Consider the following 17,222-nt stretch of genomic DNA (forward strand, 5'->3'; position numbering starts at 1 on the left):
GCCGCGCAGACTGTCACGCACCCCACGGAAGACCCCCGTCGAACAGGAGCCGGTGGCTCACCAGAGCTCGGTGAAGTTCACGTTGACGTTCGACTGGTCGATCGCCGTGAACGCCGATCCGTTCACCTGCGCCGTGTTGTTCTGGTTCGAGGCGCCGGAGCCGACGGCCTGCTGCTGCGTGGTGGACGAGTTGCCGTTGTTGTCGCCGCCGACACCGCTGCCGGTGACCGTCGCGACTCCGGCGTTCGATCCGTCACCCGCAAAGGCGCCGTTGTCGGCCATGGCCACTCCGGAGAAGAGGGCGGCAGCCAAGGGCAGGGCTGCGGCGGCGGCGATGACGCGGGCGGTACGGATGGAAGCCATGTCTGTTCCTCCAGGAAAGGAAGTACGCTCCGGGCGCTCGGACGGGGTCCGCGTCCCGGTAAGTACGGGCTGTACCAAGGCAGTTGGCCGACCGCCTCGGCGATGTTCACGACGTCGCGAGATCAGAATTGCCCACCGAATCCCCGGCGAACCACCCCGGAAGCCGCTATTCCCTCGCAAGCGTGAGGACATGTCGATAAACCCTCTTCACCACCGGAAAACCCCAGCTCAGCCCCGACCGCACCACCTCGGGACCAGCCCTCCCCAAGCGCCCCAAACGATGAAGCGTTTCAGCACATTTTTGGTAAATGCTTCCCTCGGATGACCGGCCCGACTTCCCTTCTTCGAACGTCTGTACGAAAATGAGGGCATGGCCACCATGGACCGGCACCCGCCCCACTGCCCACCGCACCCGCCCCTCGCGACCCTGGCCCTCGCGCACGCCCTGTCCGCAGCCGAGCGCGGGCTCGCCGTCATCCCCCTGGCCAGGACCAAGCTCCCCGCACTGCCCTCGCCGCACCGCAGCGACCCGCCCACGGCGCCGCGCTGCCACGGCGAATGCGGACTGCCGGGCCACGGCGTGTACGACGCGACGACCGATCCGCGCCGCATCCGCGCGCTCTTCGCGGCGGCGCCCAGGGCGACGGGCTACGGCATCGCGTGCGGGCTCGCGCCGCACCACCTGATCGGCGTCGACCTGGACACCAAGTCCGGCACGAACGCCACCGCCGCCCTGCGCGAGCTGGCCTTACGGCATCTGTTCACGATCCCCGACACGGTGGTCGTGGCCACGCCCAGCGGCGGCCGGCACCTGTGGCTGTCCGGGCCGCCGGACGCCGTGGTGCCCAACTCCGCGGGGCGCCTGGCCCCCGGCATCGACATCCGCGGCGCCGGCGGCTACCTCGTCGGCCCCGGCTCCCGCACCGAACACGGCGTCTACAGCACGGTCCCCGGCACCGCCCACCTGCCGCCCGCGCCCTGCCCACCGGCGCTCCTGCGCCTGCTCACGCCCCCGCCGCGCACGCACCAGCCCGTGCCGGGGCGACCGGGTCAACACGGCCTGGGCCTCGTCCAGTTCGTCCTGAGCGCCCACGAGGGCCAGCGCAACACCCGCCTGTTCTGGGCCGCCTGCCGCGCGTACGAGAGCGGCATCGGCGACGTCCTCGCGGACGACCTGGCGGCCGCGGCGGTCCGCACGGGCCTGACGGAGCGCGAGGCCCGCTCCACGATCGCCTCGGCGGCGCGCCTCACGGCGGGCCCGTAACCGTCGGCCCGCACGCCGGGCCGTCGCGACACGGGGGTGCGCGACGTCCCGGAACGCGGGCGAGCCCCCGACCCGGGACCCGGATCGGGGGCTCGCTCAGCTACGCGGTGGGTGTGGGATTTGAACCCACGGTGGCTCGCGCCACGACGGTTTTCAAGACCGTTCCCTTAGGCCGCTCGGGCAACCCACCCCGCACCGCACGCATTGGTGCGGCGCGGGACCAGGGTAGCGGGTCCGTTCGCGGGGTCGGTCAGCTGTCGCCCTTGCGCTCGCCGAGGGTCACGTCGACCGTGCTCTCCTTGCCGTCGCGCGTGTACGTGAGCTTCACGGAGTCGCCCGGCTTGTGCGTCCAGATCTGGCCGATCAGGGTCGGGCCCGAGTCGATCGGCTGGTCGTCCAGCTTGGTGATGACGTCGCCGGACTTGAGGCCCGCCTTGTCCGCCGGACCGTTCGGCGTGACGGAGTCGGCGCCGCCGACGCCCTGCTGGGTGATCTTCGCACCGCCCGTGCCCTCCTCCAGGGAGACCGAGGCTCCGATGACCGGGTAGACCGGCTCACCGGTCTTGATGAGCTGCTCGGCGACCATCTTCGCCTGGTTGATCGGGATGGCGAAGCCGAGGCCGATCGAGCCGGACTGGCCCGAGCCGCCCATGCCACCGCTGGAGGCGGACTGGATGGCGGAGTTGATGCCGATCACGCTGCCGTTGCCGTCGAGCAGCGGGCCGCCGGAGTTGCCCGGGTTGATCGAGGCGTCGGTCTGGAGCGCGCTCATGTACGAGGCCTTGCTGCTGCCCGAGCCGTCGCTGGAGGCCACCGGCCGGTCCTTGGCGGAGACGATGCCCGTGGTCACCGTGTTCGACAGGCCGAAGGGCGCGCCGATCGCGATGGTCGAGTCGCCGACCGCGACCTGGTCGGAGTTGCCGAGCGTGAGCGGCTTCAGGTCGTTCGGCGCGTTCTTGAGCTTGATGACCGCGACGTCGTAGCCCTGCGCCCGGCCGATCACCTCGGCGTCGTACTTCTTGCCGTTCGAGAACGTCGCCGACAGCTTGCCGCCGTCGGCCGCCTCCGCCACCACGTGGTTGTTGGTGAGGATGTGGCCTTCCTTGTCGTACACGAAGCCCGTGCCGGTGCCGCCCTCGCCGTTGTTGCCCTCGGCGTCGATGGTGACCGTGCTGGGCAGGGCCTTGGCGGCGATGCCCGCGACGGTGCCCTTGTCGCGCTTGAGGTCGGCCGGGTTGGAGGCCGAGACGGTCGTCGAGCCGGTGCTGCTGTCGTCGCGCTCCGCCGCCCAGTAGCCGACCCCGCCGCCGACCGCGCCCGCGACGAGCGCGGCCACGATCACCCCGGCGAGCAGCCCACCGCGCCGCCGGCCCGGCTGGGGAGCCGGCTGCTGGTACGAGGCGCCCCAGCCTGCGTCACCGCCACCGCCCGACGCGTACGCCGGTACGGCGGGCGGCGGCGGGGGCGGCCAGTCGCCGCCGTGGGCCGGTCCCGCCGCGCCGGGCGCTCCGGGCGCTCCGGGCGCCCCGGTGCCGGGGGCCCCGGCGGACGCCGCGGGCATCCCGTGATCGGCGGACTGCGTCTGCTGGCCCGCAGGGTCGTGCACGGCTCCCGGGGGAGCCGGCGCGGGAGCAGCGGGAGCGTCCACCGGCACGGGAGGTGCGGACGGGGCCGGGGGAACCTCAGTGCCCTCGTTCTCGGTGCTCACAGCTTTCTCTCCTCGATCCACGGCTGTCGTCGCCGGTCCGTCCTGTCTGATGCGCGAGACCGGCCACGATCACACGCGTCGCCGTCTCGGCATGGTCCTGTCACGGTCCACTGTTGCTGTTGTACGCCGTCAGCCTTTCCCACGGGACGTCAGGCCACCGTAAGACGAGCCTGTGTGTCCCCTGCCATCCTTTACGTCCGGCAAATCGGACGCATCCGCTGGGCCGAACTTTTCTCGCGTACCCACCTCTCGGTGGCACCATGACGCGGTGACCCTCGCACCACAGCAGCGCATCCAGGTCGTCGCCCACCGCGGTGCCTCGGAGGACGCCCCCGAGCACACACTGGCCGCCTACAAGAAGGCGATCGAGGACGGCGCGGACGCCCTCGAATGCGATGTCCGGCTCACGGCCGACGGCCATCTCGTATGTGTGCACGACCGTCGCGTCAACCGTACGTCGAACGGCCGCGGCGCCGTGTCGGCACTGGAGCTCTCGGACCTCGCCGCCCTGGACTTCGGCTCCTGGAAGGACCACGACGAGGGCCCCGACCGGACCGGGAGCGACGCGGCCGACACCTCCGTGCTGACGCTGGAGCGTCTCCTGGAGCTGGTCACCGACGCGGGGCGCCGGGTGGAGCTGGCGATCGAGACCAAGCACCCCACGCGGTGGGCGGGGCAGGTGGAGGAGCGGCTGCTGCTCCTGCTCAAGCGGTTCGGCCTGGACGCCCCGGCGCAGGACGAGCCCTCGCGCGTGCGCGTGATGAGTTTTTCCGCGCGTTCCTTGTTGCGCGTCCAGGAGGCCTCGCCGACGCTGCCGACGGTCTACCTCATGCAGTTCGTCTCGCCGCGCCACCGCGAGGGCCGCCTCCCCAGGGGCGTGCACATCGCGGCCCCCAGCATCCGGATCGTCCGGGGCCACCCCGGTTACGTCGAGAAGCTCGCGCGCGCGGGTCACCAGATCCACGTGTGGACGGTGGACGAGGCCGAGGACGTGGACCTCTGCGCGCGCCTCGGCGTCGACGCGATCATCACCAACCGGCCCGCCGCGGTGCTGCAACGCCTCGGCAGGAGTTGATTCCGGCCACCTTCTGCGCAGAGCGTCACAGGGTGTGCTCCGGCGCGTTCGGACCGTATTCGATCGTCACGAGTGCGTCACCGGAAGCGGGATGGCCGGTTTCCGGTCCAATCCAATGGGGCATTCACACCGTGGCGTGGGGCAAAGGAGGTCTCGGGGGTGGCGTTGGTGGTGGCACAGGAGGTGCCCGCGTCGTCGAGCATGGCCGTACCCCATGGCCCTGCGGGCGTGGGTTCGGCAAGGCGTCGCATGCGTGAACAGCTGCGCATGAGCGGCGTGCCGGAATCGGTCATCGACGATGCAGTTCTCATCCTTTCCGAACTGCTCAGCAATGCGTGCCGGCACGGCAGGCCGCTGGGCGACGATCTGGCGGGCGACGGTGACGTGCGCGCGGCATGGCGCGTGGACGACCGGGGCTGCCTCGCGGTCGAGGTGACGGACGGCGGCGGGCCCACCCGCCCGGTTCCGGCCACTCCCTCGATCACCGCGCACGGCGGCCGCGGGCTCAACATCATCTCGGCGCTCTCGGACGACTGGGGCGTACGGGACGGCGTCCGGGGCGAGGTCACCGTCTGGGTGATCGTCCACAAGGACGTGCACGCGGAGGCCGCGGCCGGGCGACGGGACGACTTCGCCGCGCGGGTGGCCGCACCGCCCGTCACGGACCTGGCCGACCTGGGGTTCCCCGACCCGTTCGACGAGCTGGCCTGAAAGCCGGTCGCGCACGGCCAGTTGGGCCGCATCACTCTCTTGTCGGTACGAGCGGCTAGGCTCGCGCCGTACGTACGAGAGCCGTATCCGGGAGACACCCAAGATGGCCAAGAAGCGCCCGCAGACCAAGGGCAAGCACCAAGTCGCCGAGGGAGAGATCCCGGTCGTCGGTGCCCGCGAACCCTGCCCCTGCGGCAGCGGTCGCCGCTACAAGGCCTGCCACGGCCGGGCGGCCGCGCACGCCGTGACCGAGCTGGTGCAGCGCCCCTTCGAGGACCTGCCCGGCGAGGGCGACTGGGTCGCGCTGCGGGAGCTGGTGCCCGCGGCGACGGTCGAGCTGACGCTGAAGGACGGCCTGCCCGAGGGTGTGCCCTCGGTGACCCTGGCCACCGTGCTGCCCATGGCCTGGCCCGCGCTGCGCCGCGAGGACGGCTCGGTCCTGCTCGGCCTGCAGAACGACACGCCTACCGGGGACATCAGCCGCGACCTGGCCGACACGCTGCTGCGCGCGCTGGAGGCGGAGCCGGGCAATCCGGTGCAGGCCCGCCGCGCTCCGGCCGACGGCCCGCGCCTCCAGGACGTCCTCGCCCCGGAGGGCACTTTCGAGCCCATCGTGCACACGGGCTTCGAATTCTGGGTTCCGGACTCGGAGAACGCGTCGGGCGACGTGGCCGCTTCCCTGGAGCGGGCCAACGCGGCGGCGATCCCGACGGTGAAGCTCAGCGGCGTGGACAGCGCGTACTGGTGCGAGACCCCGGAGAAGAACCACCTGCGGTGGGTCATGCCGCACGCCGAGGAGAAGCTGCTCGACGCGCTGGCGCGGCTGCACGCGGCGGGCACGTCCTCGCTCGGCGAGGGCACGCGCCTGGTGGGCTCCTTCCGGGCGCACGGTCTGACCGTGCCGGTCTGGGACCTGCCCAGCTCCGTGAAGGCGGGGGACATCGAGAAGCCGGCCGCAGAGTTCGCCGAGCGACTGGCGGGCGCGCTGGCCACGGACGCGCCGCTGGCCCCGGAGGAGCGCCGCGCGCGCGGTGGGCTCACCAACCGCCAGGTGACCCTCAGCTGACCGACCGGTCAGCCCATCGGGACGGGAACACACCCCTGAACCGCAAGGTGAGACGGGTCACAACTCCCGGTAGTTGCAGGTAAATCCATGTCCGAATAGAAGAGATCGAATTTGCGAACCAGCGATCTCTTGTTACCGTTCAAGTAGCCCGGTTGCTGGTGCATCCCCCGTCGCCAGCAACCGGGCGCTTCCATGTCCGCTCCGCGCCCGCCGGGCTCAACCCCGCCGCGAGGGCGCCGAGTTGCTTCCGGAGCGCAGCAGCAGCGGCCCTTCCCCCGCGCTCGCGTACTCCGCCACCGCCGCGTACTGCTCGGGCCCGCCCCGCGTACGCCCCCGCGGCGTCTCGCACATCCCCGGCTCGTCCTCCGCGCCCACCGCGCAGTGCAGCTGCACGGTGCGCCCGCCGGGCGCCATCAGGGTCAGTACGGCGTTCAGCGCGGAGCCCGTCGCATTGCGGTAGTAGGTGCGCGCCCAGGTGTCGCGCTCCTGGACCAGGACGCAGGTCTGCGCCTCGATGCCCTCGGGAGCGGACAGTTGGGGGCCGCAGTGCGCCTCGGTGGTGAGGCCGAGGCCGCTGAGCAGGGAGGGCTTCGAGGACTCCGGCCCGGCCGGATCGCCGGCCGCGGCCTTGCCGTCGGCGCCACCGGGACGGTCACCCGTGGTCCCGCCGGTGTCCGACGTGCCGCCGCTCGTCCGGTCGGCGCTCCGCGCGGCGTCGGCGTCGTCCGCGCCGTCCGCGCTCTCGCCCCGGCCGGAGGTCCTCTCGGCCGGTTCGGGGGTCTTCGCGCCCGTACCGGCGGCGGCCGGCCGCTCGGGTCCGTCGTCCACCGGGCCCGCCGACGCGCCCGCCAGCGGCAGCGCCGCCGTGAGAGCCACCACGGCGAGAAGGCCGAACAGACGGAGGCGTGCGTGCGGTCGCTGTCGCGTGTGCGACGGCTCCTGCGCGATCGCGTCCGGGAGCCGGGAGGGAGGTGGCGCGGCAGGCATGCACCGAACATATCGGCGCACACCCCGCCAACCGGCCCGCCGCGCGCCCGATTCCACTACAACTCGGGCGCGCTCACACCCGTACGAGTGAGGGTGTCGACCAGCGTGCCGACCACGGCCTCCACGTCCGGCACCCACGGGGCGGCCGAACCGGGCAGCGGGGCGCGCTCCCAGCGCACCTGTCCGGCGCCCGAGAGCGACGGCGGCAGCGCGAGGTAGCCGCCCTCGCCGTGGAACCGCAGCGATCCGGGGACAAAGTCCTGCGCGTACAGCAGCTCGCCGAGCTGCTCCATGGAGTACGGCGCCACGAGGATCGCGAGCCGCTCCGGCGTCGCGATCACCGGGCCGAGCCGGACGTCCCTGCGGTCGAGCGCCGCGAGTGCGCGGGCGCCCGCGACGGCCGGGAGGCTCACCGCGCAGGGTGCGCGCCCCCCGGAGTTCCCGGACGGGGCACCGGTGGCCAGCACGATCGGCGCGTGCGGGCGGTTGGTCCACCACCAGCAGACCATGCGCTCATCGGTCGTCGCCGCGAGCAGCCCCGGGTCGAAGGGGTGCGCGCCGGGCACCGTGCACTCCGGGTCGGGACAGGCACAGCGGACACCGTCACGACGGCCTCCCGCCTCGAGCCCTATGCCCGGCAGAACCGGCCACTGCCACGCTGTCGCGAACGTGAGGGCCGCGCTGATCAGGTCAGACTTCCCGTTGTCACGCCTGGACAGGAGCCTGCGTCGCCTTCCGAGGATCTCGCGCATGAGCGCTCGTTCCTTTCCGTAGACCGAAGAGAACGCTATGGGCCACATCACACCATGTGTCGATCAGTCACTGCGCGTACGTGTTGGAGCGCCTCACCCCAGCCTGAAAAGCCGGCCTGAGGCAGGGGGCACCCCTATAGTCCGAGCGCCTGCTGTGTCCTTTAAAAGCCTGGCGTGGGGTGGCGGCGCCTGGCGTTTGCCGTCCCGTGCATTTCTCGCCGCCTCCGCCACGGGAGGATGGGGCTCGGTCGCCGATGGTTATGACGCCCGGTTCCGTCACCAGGTTCCGGGTGGATCCCAACTGCCCCTGGTCTTCACCGACTACGTACCCATCACGGCCGCTATGACGCTCTGTCGACCACAGCTGAACAATGCCAGTCGACCTCAATATGCCGTTCCCTCAGGCAGTTTTTGGCCAACTTCGAACGATCGGGATCGGCTCGGGATCAACACGGGATCACATATGAGAACAGAGATCGTTTTACCGCTCATGCCGCGTGACCACGGCAGACACCGGGAATCTCAAGTGGACAATGCTGGACATCCCCTCACGAGGCCGTGTACATGTGGAGACATTGCTAGCGGCGCAGAATGACATGGGGGTTTGCGATGCTAATGAGCAATATGCACCGGTCGGAAAGCCGGAAGCCATGACAACCCCGCGCCTGCCGAAAGTGGCCGGAATCGATTCCCCTCCTGGACAGGTTCCCTCTCCAGCCCCCACCGTCGCGCCCGCTCCCACCGTGTCGCAGGTCACTTCCCCCACGGTGGCACCCGGAGCGGTGATCCAGGACCGGCTCGCGGGCTGGGTCTCCGATCTGACGACCCTGCACGAACTCACGGAACGTCTGGCCCGCACGGCGGCACTCCAGGACGCGCTGCACGAGCTGCTGCGCGCCGGAGCCTCCCTGGTGGGTGCCCGGCGCGGACTCGTCGTCCTGGAACCGGGCGACGGGCGGGGCCCCGACACCACCGTCGGCCTCGGCCTGTCCCGGCCCGACCTCGGGCACATCGAGACCGTGCCGCGCGGCGCGACCTCGTACGGGCGGATCCTCGACGGGCTGTGCACCGAGCCCGAGGCGCGCGCCGATCTGCTCGCCGAGGACGGGCTCGACCCGCGCCACCGCGAGGTCGCCGCACGCCTCGGCTACGCGGCGAGCTACGCGATGCCGCTCGCCACTGAGGCGGCCGGCCGGCTCGGCGCCGCGGTCTGGCTCTACGACGAACCGGCCGAGCCCACGGACCGCCAGCTCCACCTCATCGGCCTGTACGCGGGCTACGCCACCGAGCACGTCGCCCGCCTCCTGGAACTGGAGCGCACGCGCGCGTGGTCGGGCACCATCGCCGACGAGCTGCTGCCGCCGCGGCTGCCCCGGGTCGCCGGGGTGCAGCTCGCCGCCCGGCACCGCACCGGGCCCCGCGGCGGCGGCGACTGGTACGACGCGCTGCCGCTGCCCGAAGGGGCGCTCGGGCTCGCGGTCGGCTCGGTCAGCGGCTCCGGCGCGAGCGCGGTCGCCGCGATGGGCCGGCTGCGCGCCTCCCTGCGGGCGTACGCGGTGATGGAGGGCGAGGACCCGGTGGCGGTCCTGTCCGACCTGGAGCTCCTGTTGCGCCTCACCGAACCGGCGCGCAGCGCGACCGCCCTGTTCGCCTACTGCGAGCCCGCGCAGCGCAAGATCGTCCTCGCGGGCGCCGGGCACAGTCCGCCCCTGGTGATCGGCGAGCGGCGCACCGAGTACGCCGAGACGACGCTGTCCGCGCCGCTCGGGATGCTCGCCTGCTGGGAGGCGCCGAGCGTGGAGATCACGCCGGATCCCGGCGAGACCGTGCTGCTCTACACGGACGGGCTGCTGCGCCGCACCGGCGACCCCATGGACCGCGCGTTCGCCCGGCTGCACGCGGCGGCCGCCAGCGTGCCCAAGGGCCTGCGCGAGGACCCGGCGGCGATCGCCGACCACGTGCTGCGGGCGATGCTCCCGGACGGGCTCGACACGGCCGAGAGCGAGGAGGACGTGGTGCTGCTCGCGGCCCGCTTCGAGTGACCTCCGGAACGCTCTGCGTCACGGGTCCTCCGGCCCTGGGCCCCCTTCCGTACGCTCGTACGATGGAGGGGGTCCATTGCCGTATCCAGGGCATTTCACCGGACCCGCCGTGTCGAGGAGGAACCGTGTCGGAGGAGCTCAACCCGGAGACCCCGGAGGCCACTGAGGCCGAGGAGCCCATCAAGCAGCGCAAGAACGGCCTCTACCCGGGCGTGTCCGACGAGCTCGCCGAGAACATGAAGTCCGGCTGGGCCGACACCGAGCTGCACGACCTGCGGCCGATCGCCCAGGCCGCCGAGACCGCCGCCCGCCGCGCCGCCCTGTCCGCCCGCTTCCCGGGCGAGCGCCTCGTGGTGCCCGCGGGCAACCTCAAGACCCGCTCGAACGACACGGAGTACGCCTTCCGTGCCTCGGTCGAGTACGCGTACCTGACGGGCAACCAGACGGAGGACGGCGTCCTCGTCATGGAGCCGAAGACCGGCGGCCACGACGCGACGCTCTACCTGCTGCCGCGCTCCAACCGTGAGAACGGCGAGTTCTGGCTCGACGGCCAGGGCGAGCTGTGGGTCGGCCGCCGCCACTCCCTGACCGAGGCCGAGAAGCTGTACGGCATCCCCGCCTCCGACGTGCGCGAGCTCGCCGACGCCCTGCGCGAGGCCACCGGCCCGGTGCGCGTCGTGCGCGGCTACGACGCCGGCGTCGAGGCCGCCCTGACCGACAAGGTCACCGCCGAGCACGACGAGGAGCTGAAGGTCTTCCTCTCCGAGGCGCGCGTCGTGAAGGACGCGTTCGAGATCGGCGAGCTCCAGAAGGCCGTCGACTCGACCGTGCGCGGCTTCGAGGACGTCGTGAAGGTCCTCGACAAGGCCGAGGCCACGTCCGAGCGCTACATCGAGGGCACGTTCTTCCTCCGCGCGCGCGTGGAGGGCAACGACATCGGCTACGGCTCCATCTGCGCCGCGGGCCCGCACGCCTGCACCCTGCACTGGGTCCGCAACGACGGCGCGGTCCGCTCCGGCGACCTGCTGCTGCTCGACGCCGGTGTGGAGACGCACACGTACTACACCGCCGACGTCACCCGCACGCTGCCGATCAACGGCACGTACAGCGCCCTCCAGCGCAAGATCTACGACGCCGTGTACGAGGCCCAGGAGGCCGGTATCGCGGCCGTGAAGCCGGGCGGCAAGTTCCGGGACTTCCACGACGCCGCGCAGCGGGTGCTCGCCGAGAAGCTCGTCGAGTGGGGCCTGGTCGAGGGTCCGGTCGAGCGCGTCCTGGAGCTGGGCCTCCAGCGCCGCTGGACCCTGCACGGCACCGGTCACATGCTCGGCATGGACGTCCACGACTGCGCGGTCGCGCGCACCGAGGCGTACGTGAACGGCACGCTGGAGCCCGGCATGGTGCTCACGGTCGAGCCGGGTCTGTACTTCCAGGCCGACGACCTGACGGTGCCGGAGGAATACCGCGGCATCGGCGTCCGGATCGAGGACGACATCCTCGTCACCGAGGACGGCAACACGAACCTGTCGGCCGGGCTGCCCCGCAAGGCCGACGAGGTCGAGGCGTGGATGGCCCGCCTGAAGGGCTGAGCGCCGAAAGACGCGACAAGGGAAGGGCCGCACTCACCGAGTGCGGCCCTTCCCTTGTGGTGCGCCGTGCGGGACTCACACCGCCATCAGCGGTGCGTCCTCGCGCCACTTGAGGATCTTGTCGAAGCTGACCACGGCGCCGCCCTTGCCGGGCCTGTTCACGAAGTGCACGTGGTCGGCGAGTTCCTGGATCAGGCACAGGCCGCGGCCGTGCTCCGCGTGGTCGGGCGCCGGGCGGACGGACACCGCCGCGCGGTTGCCGGTGGCGGCGAAGCCGGGCCCCGTGTCGGCGACTTCGATACGGCACTTCTCGCCGTCCAGGTAAGCGGTGACCCGGAACGCGTCGGACGCCTCGCTCGTCCCGGTACCGCCGTGCTCCACGGCGTTCGCGCACGCCTCGCTGAGCGCGACCGACAGGTCGTAGGAGATGTCGGGGTCGACGCCCGCGGTCTCCATGGTGCCCATGAACAGGCGCCGGGCGAGCGGCACGCTCGCGGCGTCGCGTCGCAGATGGAGGGACCACCAGATGCTCATGCTCCCGCCTCCTGGTCGCGACTCGACATACCGATACGTATTGCCACCACCGGGCCCGCGCAATCGCGCAGTTGACGTGATGACGCCCATACGGCCGACGCGCATACCGCCGCGGACCCTGTACGGGAGATTTGGGATCTTGCGGACCTGCCGTATGGAGCGTGTGAAGCCAGTGCGATGATGAGCCCGCCATGTCTGCCCCCCACCAGCGCCAGGCGCGCAGCGCGGCCGGTCTCCGGCTGCTGAGGGCCGCGGTGTTCGCCGCGGTCTGCGTCGTGCTGTCCGCGGCGGGGCACGTACTGGGTTCCACGGCCACCGTTCCGCTGTGGACACTGTCGCTCGGCTTCCTGGGCGTCCTGTGTGCGACCGTGCCGCTGACGGGGCGCGAGCGCTCCCTGCCGGGCATCGCCGCCGCGCTGGGGGCCGGACAGATCGCGCTGCACAGCCTCTTCGGCCTCGGCCAGCAGCACACCATGACGATGGCCTCCGCCTCCGCCGAACCGTCCGCCGTCGAGCGGGCCGCGCGGCTCATGTGCGGGGCGGGCGCGTCGACGCTCAGCCCGGCGCAGGCCCAGCGGATCCTCGACAACGCGCGCGTGCCGTCCGGCGAGGCGCACCACATGGCGGACGCCGCCGGGTCCTCGATGTCGCTGCTGCCGTCGCTGCCGATGCTGCTCGCGCATCTGCTCGCCGCGTTCGGCGCCGGCTGGCTGCTGCGCCACGGCGACCTCGCCCTGAGCCGCGTCGCGCGGCTCTCGCGGGTCTCGGCGCAGAGCGTCGCCCTCGCGGGCCCGGTCCGCTCGCTGCGGGCCGTCCTCGGGCTCGTACGGGCCCTCGGGGCGGGGCTCTGGGGAGCGCCCGTCCTGCCGCTCGCCGCGCGTGCCGGGTTCGCCGAACCACCGGCCCTGCGGGCGGCGGCACTTCAGCACTCGGTGAGCCGGCGCGGGCCGCCCGCGACCGACACGTTCCTTCTCGCTGCCTGAACGGCACGCGTACTCCACCGCGTACTGCGGGGGGTGGGCCGTGCCGTGCGGCACGCGCGCGTACCCGCTTTTTCGCTGCCTCTTTTAGTGCGGCGTTCCGGGTGCGCGCCCCTTCGCCCTTCGCTGGATCCCGCTGAACGTGGAGTTCACTCAGTCATGAAGAAGATGTCCCGCGCCGCTCTCGTCGGTGCCGCCGCCGTCTCCTCCGTCGTCCTCGTCTCCGCCCCCGCCTTCGCGCACGTGAGCGTGCAGCCGGAGGGCGAGGCCGCCAAGGGCGGTTACGCCGTGGTCGACTTCAAGGTGCCGAACGAGCGCGACGACGCCGCGACCACCAAGCTGGAAGTCACCTTCCCCACGGAGCACCCGCTCGCCTCCGTCATGCCGGAGCCGGTGCCCGGATGGAAGGCCGAGGTCACCAAGAAGAAGCTCGACAAGCCGATGGAGATGCACGGCGAGAAGATCACCGAGGCCGTCTCCAAGGTCACGTGGACCGCGACGGGTTCCGGCGACGACAAGGGTGTGCGGCCCGGCTACTTCCAGAAGTTCCCGGTGTCCGTGGGCCAGCTGCCGACCGACGCCGACGAACTCGTCTTCAAGGCGCTCCAGACGTACGACAACAAGGAGGTCGTGCGCTGGATCGAGCCGCAGCAGGAGGGCCAGGAGGAGCCGGAGAACCCGGCCCCCGTCCTTGAGCTCTCGGACGCCGACGACGACGCGCACGGCGCGTCCGGCGCCTCCGACGACGACGCCGCGGACGACGACAAGAAGGAGGCCGCCGCGGCCTCCACGGACTCCGACGGCTCCGGCAGCGACACCACCGCCCGCGCCCTCGGCATCGTCGGCATCGTCGTCGGCGCCGCCGGTGTGGCGTTCGGCGTGATGGCGGGCCGTCGGCGTACCAACAGCTGAGCCACCTTCGGGGGGGTGCCGGGGTCGCGGTGGGCGACCCCGGCACCCGCCGGCCACCTCACATCTGGGACATTTCTCTATGCGCAACCCCCGCAAGAACACGACGTTCAACAGGAAGAGCCTGCTGGCCGCGGTCGGGCTGGTCACCGTGGCGACGTTCGCCCTGACCGCCTGCGGCAGCGGCGACGACAGCGGCAAGCCCGTCGCCGAGGTGTCCTCCGACACCGGCACGCAGAAGGCCGCGACGGTCCTCGACAAGCCGTTCGAGAAGCCGGATCTGGTCCTCACCGACACCCACGGCAAGAAGTTCGACCTGCGCGAGCAGACCAAGGACAAGCCGACGCTGATCTACTTCGGCTACACGCACTGCCCCGACGTCTGCCCCCTGACGATGAGCAACATCGCCGTCGCCAAGAAGTCGCTGCCCAAGTCCGAGGAGGACGAGCTCCAGGTCGTCTTCGTCACCACCGACCCGGACCGCGACACCCCGGCCGTGCTCGGCAAGTGGCTCAAGGCGCAGGACTCCGACTTCATCGGTCTGACCGGCGACTTCGCGACCATCCAGGGCAGCGCCCGCACGCTCGGCATCTCCATCGAGCCGACGCAGAAGGACAAGAAGGGCAAGCTCGTGTCGATGCACGGCACGCAGGTCATCGGCTTCTCGCCGAAGACGAACGCCGGTTACGTGCTCTACGGCGAGGACGCCACGGTCGACGACTACACCAAGGACCTCCCCAAGATCATCAAGGGGGAGAAGCCGTGAGGCGCACGCCCCTCGCCCTCGCCGCCGTGACGCTCGCGGCGGGGCTCGCCCTCACCGCCTGCGGCTCCGGCTCGGACTCCGAGGACTCCGCCGGCCGGCCCGACGTGAAGGTCGAGGGCGCGTTCATCCCCGAACCGGCCTCCGGCGACATGGCCGCCGGGTTCTTCCTCGTGCACAACAAGGGCGCCGCCGACACGCTCACCTCCGCGAGCAGCGACATCGCCGGGAAGGTCACCCTGCACAGCACCAAGGGGGGCGTGATGAAGGAACGAAACTCCTTCGCCGTGCCCGCGAACGGCGAGCTCGACTTCGAACGCGGCGGCAACCACCTCATGTTCGAGAACCTGAAGCGCAAGCCCGCGGAGGGCGACAAGGTGTCGGTGAAGCTGCACTTCGCGAAGTCCGGCTCCGTCACGGTCTCCTTCCCGGTGAAGGTCGCCACCTACAACCCGTCGCACGCTTCGCACTGAAGGGGCTGACCTGTACGTGAAGACCATCGCTCCCCGCACCTGGCAGCTGGTGCTGCTCTTCCTCGCCGTCACCGGCGCGCTCCTGGCCGGCGCCGCCCCCGCCTCCGCGCACGCCGCGCTGACCGGGAGCGACCCCGAGCAGGGAGCGGTGGTCGACACGGCGCCGAAGAAGGTGTCGCTCACCTTCTCCGAGGGCGTCGCGATCTCCGACGGCGCGGTCCGCGTCCTCGACCCCGCCGGCAAGCGCGTGGACGACGGGAAGGTCACCCACCCCGGCGGCACGACCTACGCGGTGGGGCTGCACTCGGGCCTGCCCGACGGCACGTTCACCGTCGCCTACCAGGTCGTCTCGGCCGACAGCCACCCCGTGTCCGGCGCCTACACCTTCTCCGTCGGGGCGCCCTCCAAGACGACCGCGGTGGTCGCCGACCAGAACGCGGGCGGGGGTGTCGTCGGCGGGCTCTACGGCTTCGCGCGCTACGTCTCGTACGCGGGGTTCACGCTGCTCGTGGGCGGCGCCGCGTTCGTGCTCGGCTGCTGGCGGCGCGGCGCGGGCAGCAGGCCGGTGCAGCGGCTCGTGGTCGGCGCCTGGACCGCGCTGACCGCCGCCACCCTGGCGATGCTGCTGCTGCGCGGCTCGTACACCGGGTCGGGGAAGCTCGCCGACATCTTCGACATGTCACTGCTCGGCCAGGTCCTCCAGACGAAGACCGGCGCCGCGCTCACGTCCCGGCTGCTGCTGCTCGCGGCGGCCGCCCTCTTCATCGCGGTGCTCTTCGGGGCGTACGCGAGGAAGGACGCGGAGGACGGGAGCGAGGACGCGGAGGACGGGAGCGAGGACACGGAGGACGGGAGCGAGGGCGCAGGGGACGGGCGCGAGAAGGGAACGGAGCGCAACGAGGCGAAGGAGCGCAACGATCTCACCTTCGGGCTCTCCGTCGGCGGCGCCGTGGTCGCGGCCGGGCTCGCCGCCACCTGGGCCATGGCCGAGCACGCCTCGACCGGGATCCAGGCGGGGCTCGCGATGCCCGTCGACGTCCTGCACCTGCTGGCCGTCGCCGCCTGGCTGGGCGGTCTGACCACGCTGCTCGTCGCCCTGTACCGGGTGCCGACGATCGAGGGGTCGACCGTGCGCCGGTTCTCCCGCGTGGCCTTCGGCAGCGTCGTCGTCCTCGTCGCGACCGGGATCTACCAGTCGTGGCGGCAGGTCGGCTCCTGGTCGGCGCTGACCGGGACGCGGTACGGGCAGCTGCTGATGGTGAAGGTCGGGCTCGTCGTCGTGCTCGTCGGCGTCGCCTGGATCTCCCGGAAGTGGACGGCGCGGCTGTCCGAGACCGCCGCCGTCGCCCCGGCCGCGGAGCAGCGGGCGCCCGTGAAGTCCCCGGCCACGAAGAAGGAACCGGTCTCCGTGACCGCCGGGGCCAAGAACGCCGACCCCGAGCGCGCCGCCCAGCTCGCCCGGCAGCGCGCCGCGATGGCGAGCGCCCGCGAGAAGCGGGTGCGCGACGCCGACCCGCACCGCTTCGGGCTGCGCCGCTCGGTGCTGGCCGAGGCCGGCATCGCGGTCGTCCTGCTCGCCGTCACCACCGTGCTGACGTCCACCGAGCCGGGCCGCACCGAGGAGGAGGCCAAGTCCGCCACCTCGGCCGCCCAGGCGGCGACCGGCCCGGTCTCCCTGAAGATCCCGTTCGACACCGGCGGCACGGACGGCAAGGGGACCGCCCTGCTGGAGGTCGACCCCGGCCGCACCGGCAACAACGAGATGCACCTCTATGTGGAGCGGCCGAACGGCAAGGCCTTCGACGTCCCCGAGGTGAAGGTCGCCCTCACCCTGGAGTCGAAGAAGATCGGGCCGCTGCCCGTCGTGCCGGACCACATCGCCACCGGACACTGGACGGCGAGCGGCGTGCAGATCCCCGTGGCGGGCAACTGGAAGGTCGCCCTGACCGTGCGTACGTCGGACATCGACCAGATCACCATCAACAAGAACGCGAAGATCGGCTGAA

16 protein-coding genes and 1 tRNA gene are annotated in these 17,222 nt (G+C 71.8%); 11 read left to right on the forward strand and 6 right to left on the reverse strand.

Features of this window, described 5'->3' with window-relative positions:
• Positions 1–57 precede the first annotated feature (57 nt).
• Entirely contained in the window at positions 58–363 is a 306-nt protein-coding gene (locus ACYBSK_RS36915) for a hypothetical protein (RefSeq protein WP_457481532.1), read from the reverse strand.
• A gap of 370 nt (positions 364–733) precedes the next feature.
• Between ACYBSK_RS36915 and ACYBSK_RS36920 the strand changes: the two genes are divergently transcribed.
• Positions 734–1,627, forward strand: coding sequence for a bifunctional DNA primase/polymerase (locus tag ACYBSK_RS36920; protein ID WP_460244700.1), 894 nt, complete (start codon positions 734–736; stop codon positions 1,625–1,627).
• A 105-nt stretch (positions 1,628–1,732) separates the two neighbouring features.
• On the opposite strand, the gene ACYBSK_RS36925 is transcribed toward ACYBSK_RS36920, so the two are convergent.
• Positions 1,733–1,817: transfer RNA gene (locus ACYBSK_RS36925), tRNA-Ser, on the reverse strand.
• A 60-nt stretch (positions 1,818–1,877) separates the two neighbouring features.
• A complete protein-coding gene (locus ACYBSK_RS36930; protein ID WP_457481534.1) occupies positions 1,878–3,335 on the reverse strand; it encodes a S1C family serine protease in 1,458 nt (485 codons plus the stop codon).
• Positions 3,336–3,603: 268 nt separating this feature from the next.
• Between ACYBSK_RS36930 and ACYBSK_RS36935 the strand changes: the two genes are divergently transcribed.
• The 3 genes from ACYBSK_RS36935 (at position 3,604) to ACYBSK_RS36945 (ending at position 6,187) form a co-directional block, all read left to right on the forward strand.
• On the forward strand, positions 3,604–4,410 hold the full coding sequence (locus tag ACYBSK_RS36935) for a glycerophosphodiester phosphodiesterase (protein ID WP_457481535.1): 807 nt from the start codon (positions 3,604–3,606) through the stop codon (positions 4,408–4,410).
• A 72-nt stretch (positions 4,411–4,482) separates the two neighbouring features.
• Positions 4,483–5,121 carry an ATP-binding protein gene (locus ACYBSK_RS36940; protein WP_457481536.1) on the forward strand — a complete coding sequence of 213 codons (639 nt, stop codon included), beginning with the start codon at positions 4,483–4,485 and terminating at the stop codon, positions 5,119–5,121.
• A gap of 103 nt (positions 5,122–5,224) precedes the next feature.
• Complete coding sequence (locus ACYBSK_RS36945; RefSeq protein ID WP_460244701.1) at positions 5,225–6,187, forward strand: DUF5926 family protein; 963 nt, start codon at positions 5,225–5,227, stop codon at positions 6,185–6,187.
• A 216-nt stretch (positions 6,188–6,403) separates the two neighbouring features.
• Here ACYBSK_RS36945 and ACYBSK_RS36950 read toward each other — a convergent pair whose 3' ends face one another.
• The gene (locus ACYBSK_RS36950) at positions 6,404–7,174 is read right to left on the reverse strand and encodes a hypothetical protein (protein WP_460244702.1); all 771 of its coding nucleotides are present in this window, start codon (positions 7,172–7,174) and stop codon (positions 6,404–6,406) included.
• A gap of 56 nt (positions 7,175–7,230) precedes the next feature.
• A complete protein-coding gene (locus tag ACYBSK_RS36955; protein ID WP_457481539.1) occupies positions 7,231–7,926 on the reverse strand; it encodes a bifunctional DNA primase/polymerase in 696 nt (231 codons plus the stop codon).
• A 533-nt stretch (positions 7,927–8,459) separates the two neighbouring features.
• On the opposite strand from ACYBSK_RS36955, the gene ACYBSK_RS36960 reads away from it, so the two are divergent.
• Positions 8,460–9,968, forward strand: a complete 1,509-nt coding sequence (locus tag ACYBSK_RS36960) for a PP2C family protein-serine/threonine phosphatase (RefSeq protein WP_460247174.1) — start codon at positions 8,460–8,462, stop codon at positions 9,966–9,968.
• Positions 9,969–10,093: 125 nt separating this feature from the next.
• Entirely contained in the window at positions 10,094–11,557 is a 1,464-nt protein-coding gene (locus ACYBSK_RS36965; protein ID WP_460244703.1) for an aminopeptidase P family protein, read from the forward strand.
• A 75-nt stretch (positions 11,558–11,632) separates the two neighbouring features.
• Here the strand turns inward: ACYBSK_RS36965 and ACYBSK_RS36970 are convergent, their stop codons facing one another.
• On the reverse strand, positions 11,633–12,091 hold the full coding sequence (locus ACYBSK_RS36970; protein ID WP_460244704.1) for an ATP-binding protein: 459 nt from the start codon (positions 12,089–12,091) through the stop codon (positions 11,633–11,635).
• 191 nt (positions 12,092–12,282) lie between these two features.
• Here ACYBSK_RS36970 and ACYBSK_RS36975 point away from each other — a divergent pair, with 191 nt between their 5' ends.
• The 5 genes from ACYBSK_RS36975 to ACYBSK_RS36995 all read left to right on the forward strand — a co-directional run bounded on the left by ACYBSK_RS36975 (position 12,283) and on the right by ACYBSK_RS36995 (position 17,221).
• Complete coding sequence (locus tag ACYBSK_RS36975; protein ID WP_460244705.1) at positions 12,283–13,074, forward strand: hypothetical protein; 792 nt, start codon at positions 12,283–12,285, stop codon at positions 13,072–13,074.
• A gap of 156 nt (positions 13,075–13,230) precedes the next feature.
• Positions 13,231–13,983, forward strand: a complete 753-nt coding sequence (locus ACYBSK_RS36980) for a YcnI family copper-binding membrane protein (RefSeq protein WP_457481543.1) — start codon at positions 13,231–13,233, stop codon at positions 13,981–13,983.
• Positions 13,984–14,062: 79 nt separating this feature from the next.
• Positions 14,063–14,746, forward strand: a complete 684-nt coding sequence (locus ACYBSK_RS36985) for an SCO family protein (RefSeq protein ID WP_460244706.1) — start codon at positions 14,063–14,065, stop codon at positions 14,744–14,746.
• On the forward strand, positions 14,743–15,216 hold the full coding sequence (locus ACYBSK_RS36990; RefSeq protein WP_460244707.1) for a copper chaperone PCu(A)C: 474 nt from the start codon (positions 14,743–14,745) through the stop codon (positions 15,214–15,216). Before ACYBSK_RS36985 ends, ACYBSK_RS36990 begins: the two co-directional genes overlap by 4 nt.
• Positions 15,217–15,232: 16 nt before the next feature.
• Positions 15,233–17,221, forward strand: a complete 1,989-nt coding sequence (locus ACYBSK_RS36995) for a copper resistance CopC/CopD family protein (protein WP_460244708.1) — start codon at positions 15,233–15,235, stop codon at positions 17,219–17,221.
• The last annotated feature ends 1 nt before the right edge of the window (position 17,222 follow it).

Source organism: Streptomyces sp. BYX5S, assembly GCF_054724165.1.

Coding starts and splice junctions, on each gene's coding strand:
- ACYBSK_RS36970 (WP_460244704.1), bottom strand. CDS start 12,091: ATGAGCATCTGGTGGTCCCTCCATCTGCGACGCGACGCCGCGAGCGTG.
- ACYBSK_RS36985 (WP_460244706.1), top strand. CDS start 14,063: ATGCGCAACCCCCGCAAGAACACGACGTTCAACAGGAAGAGCCTGCTG.
- ACYBSK_RS36950 (WP_460244702.1), bottom strand. CDS start 7,174: ATGCCTGCCGCGCCACCTCCCTCCCGGCTCCCGGACGCGATCGCGCAG.
- ACYBSK_RS36920 (WP_460244700.1), top strand. CDS start 734: ATGGCCACCATGGACCGGCACCCGCCCCACTGCCCACCGCACCCGCCC.
- ACYBSK_RS36980 (WP_457481543.1), top strand. CDS start 13,231: ATGAAGAAGATGTCCCGCGCCGCTCTCGTCGGTGCCGCCGCCGTCTCC.
- ACYBSK_RS36975 (WP_460244705.1), top strand. CDS start 12,283: ATGTCTGCCCCCCACCAGCGCCAGGCGCGCAGCGCGGCCGGTCTCCGG.
- ACYBSK_RS36945 (WP_460244701.1), top strand. CDS start 5,225: ATGGCCAAGAAGCGCCCGCAGACCAAGGGCAAGCACCAAGTCGCCGAG.
- ACYBSK_RS36960 (WP_460247174.1), top strand. CDS start 8,460: ATGCTGGACATCCCCTCACGAGGCCGTGTACATGTGGAGACATTGCTA.
- ACYBSK_RS36955 (WP_457481539.1), bottom strand. CDS start 7,926: ATGCGCGAGATCCTCGGAAGGCGACGCAGGCTCCTGTCCAGGCGTGAC.
- ACYBSK_RS36915 (WP_457481532.1), bottom strand. CDS start 363: ATGGCTTCCATCCGTACCGCCCGCGTCATCGCCGCCGCCGCAGCCCTG.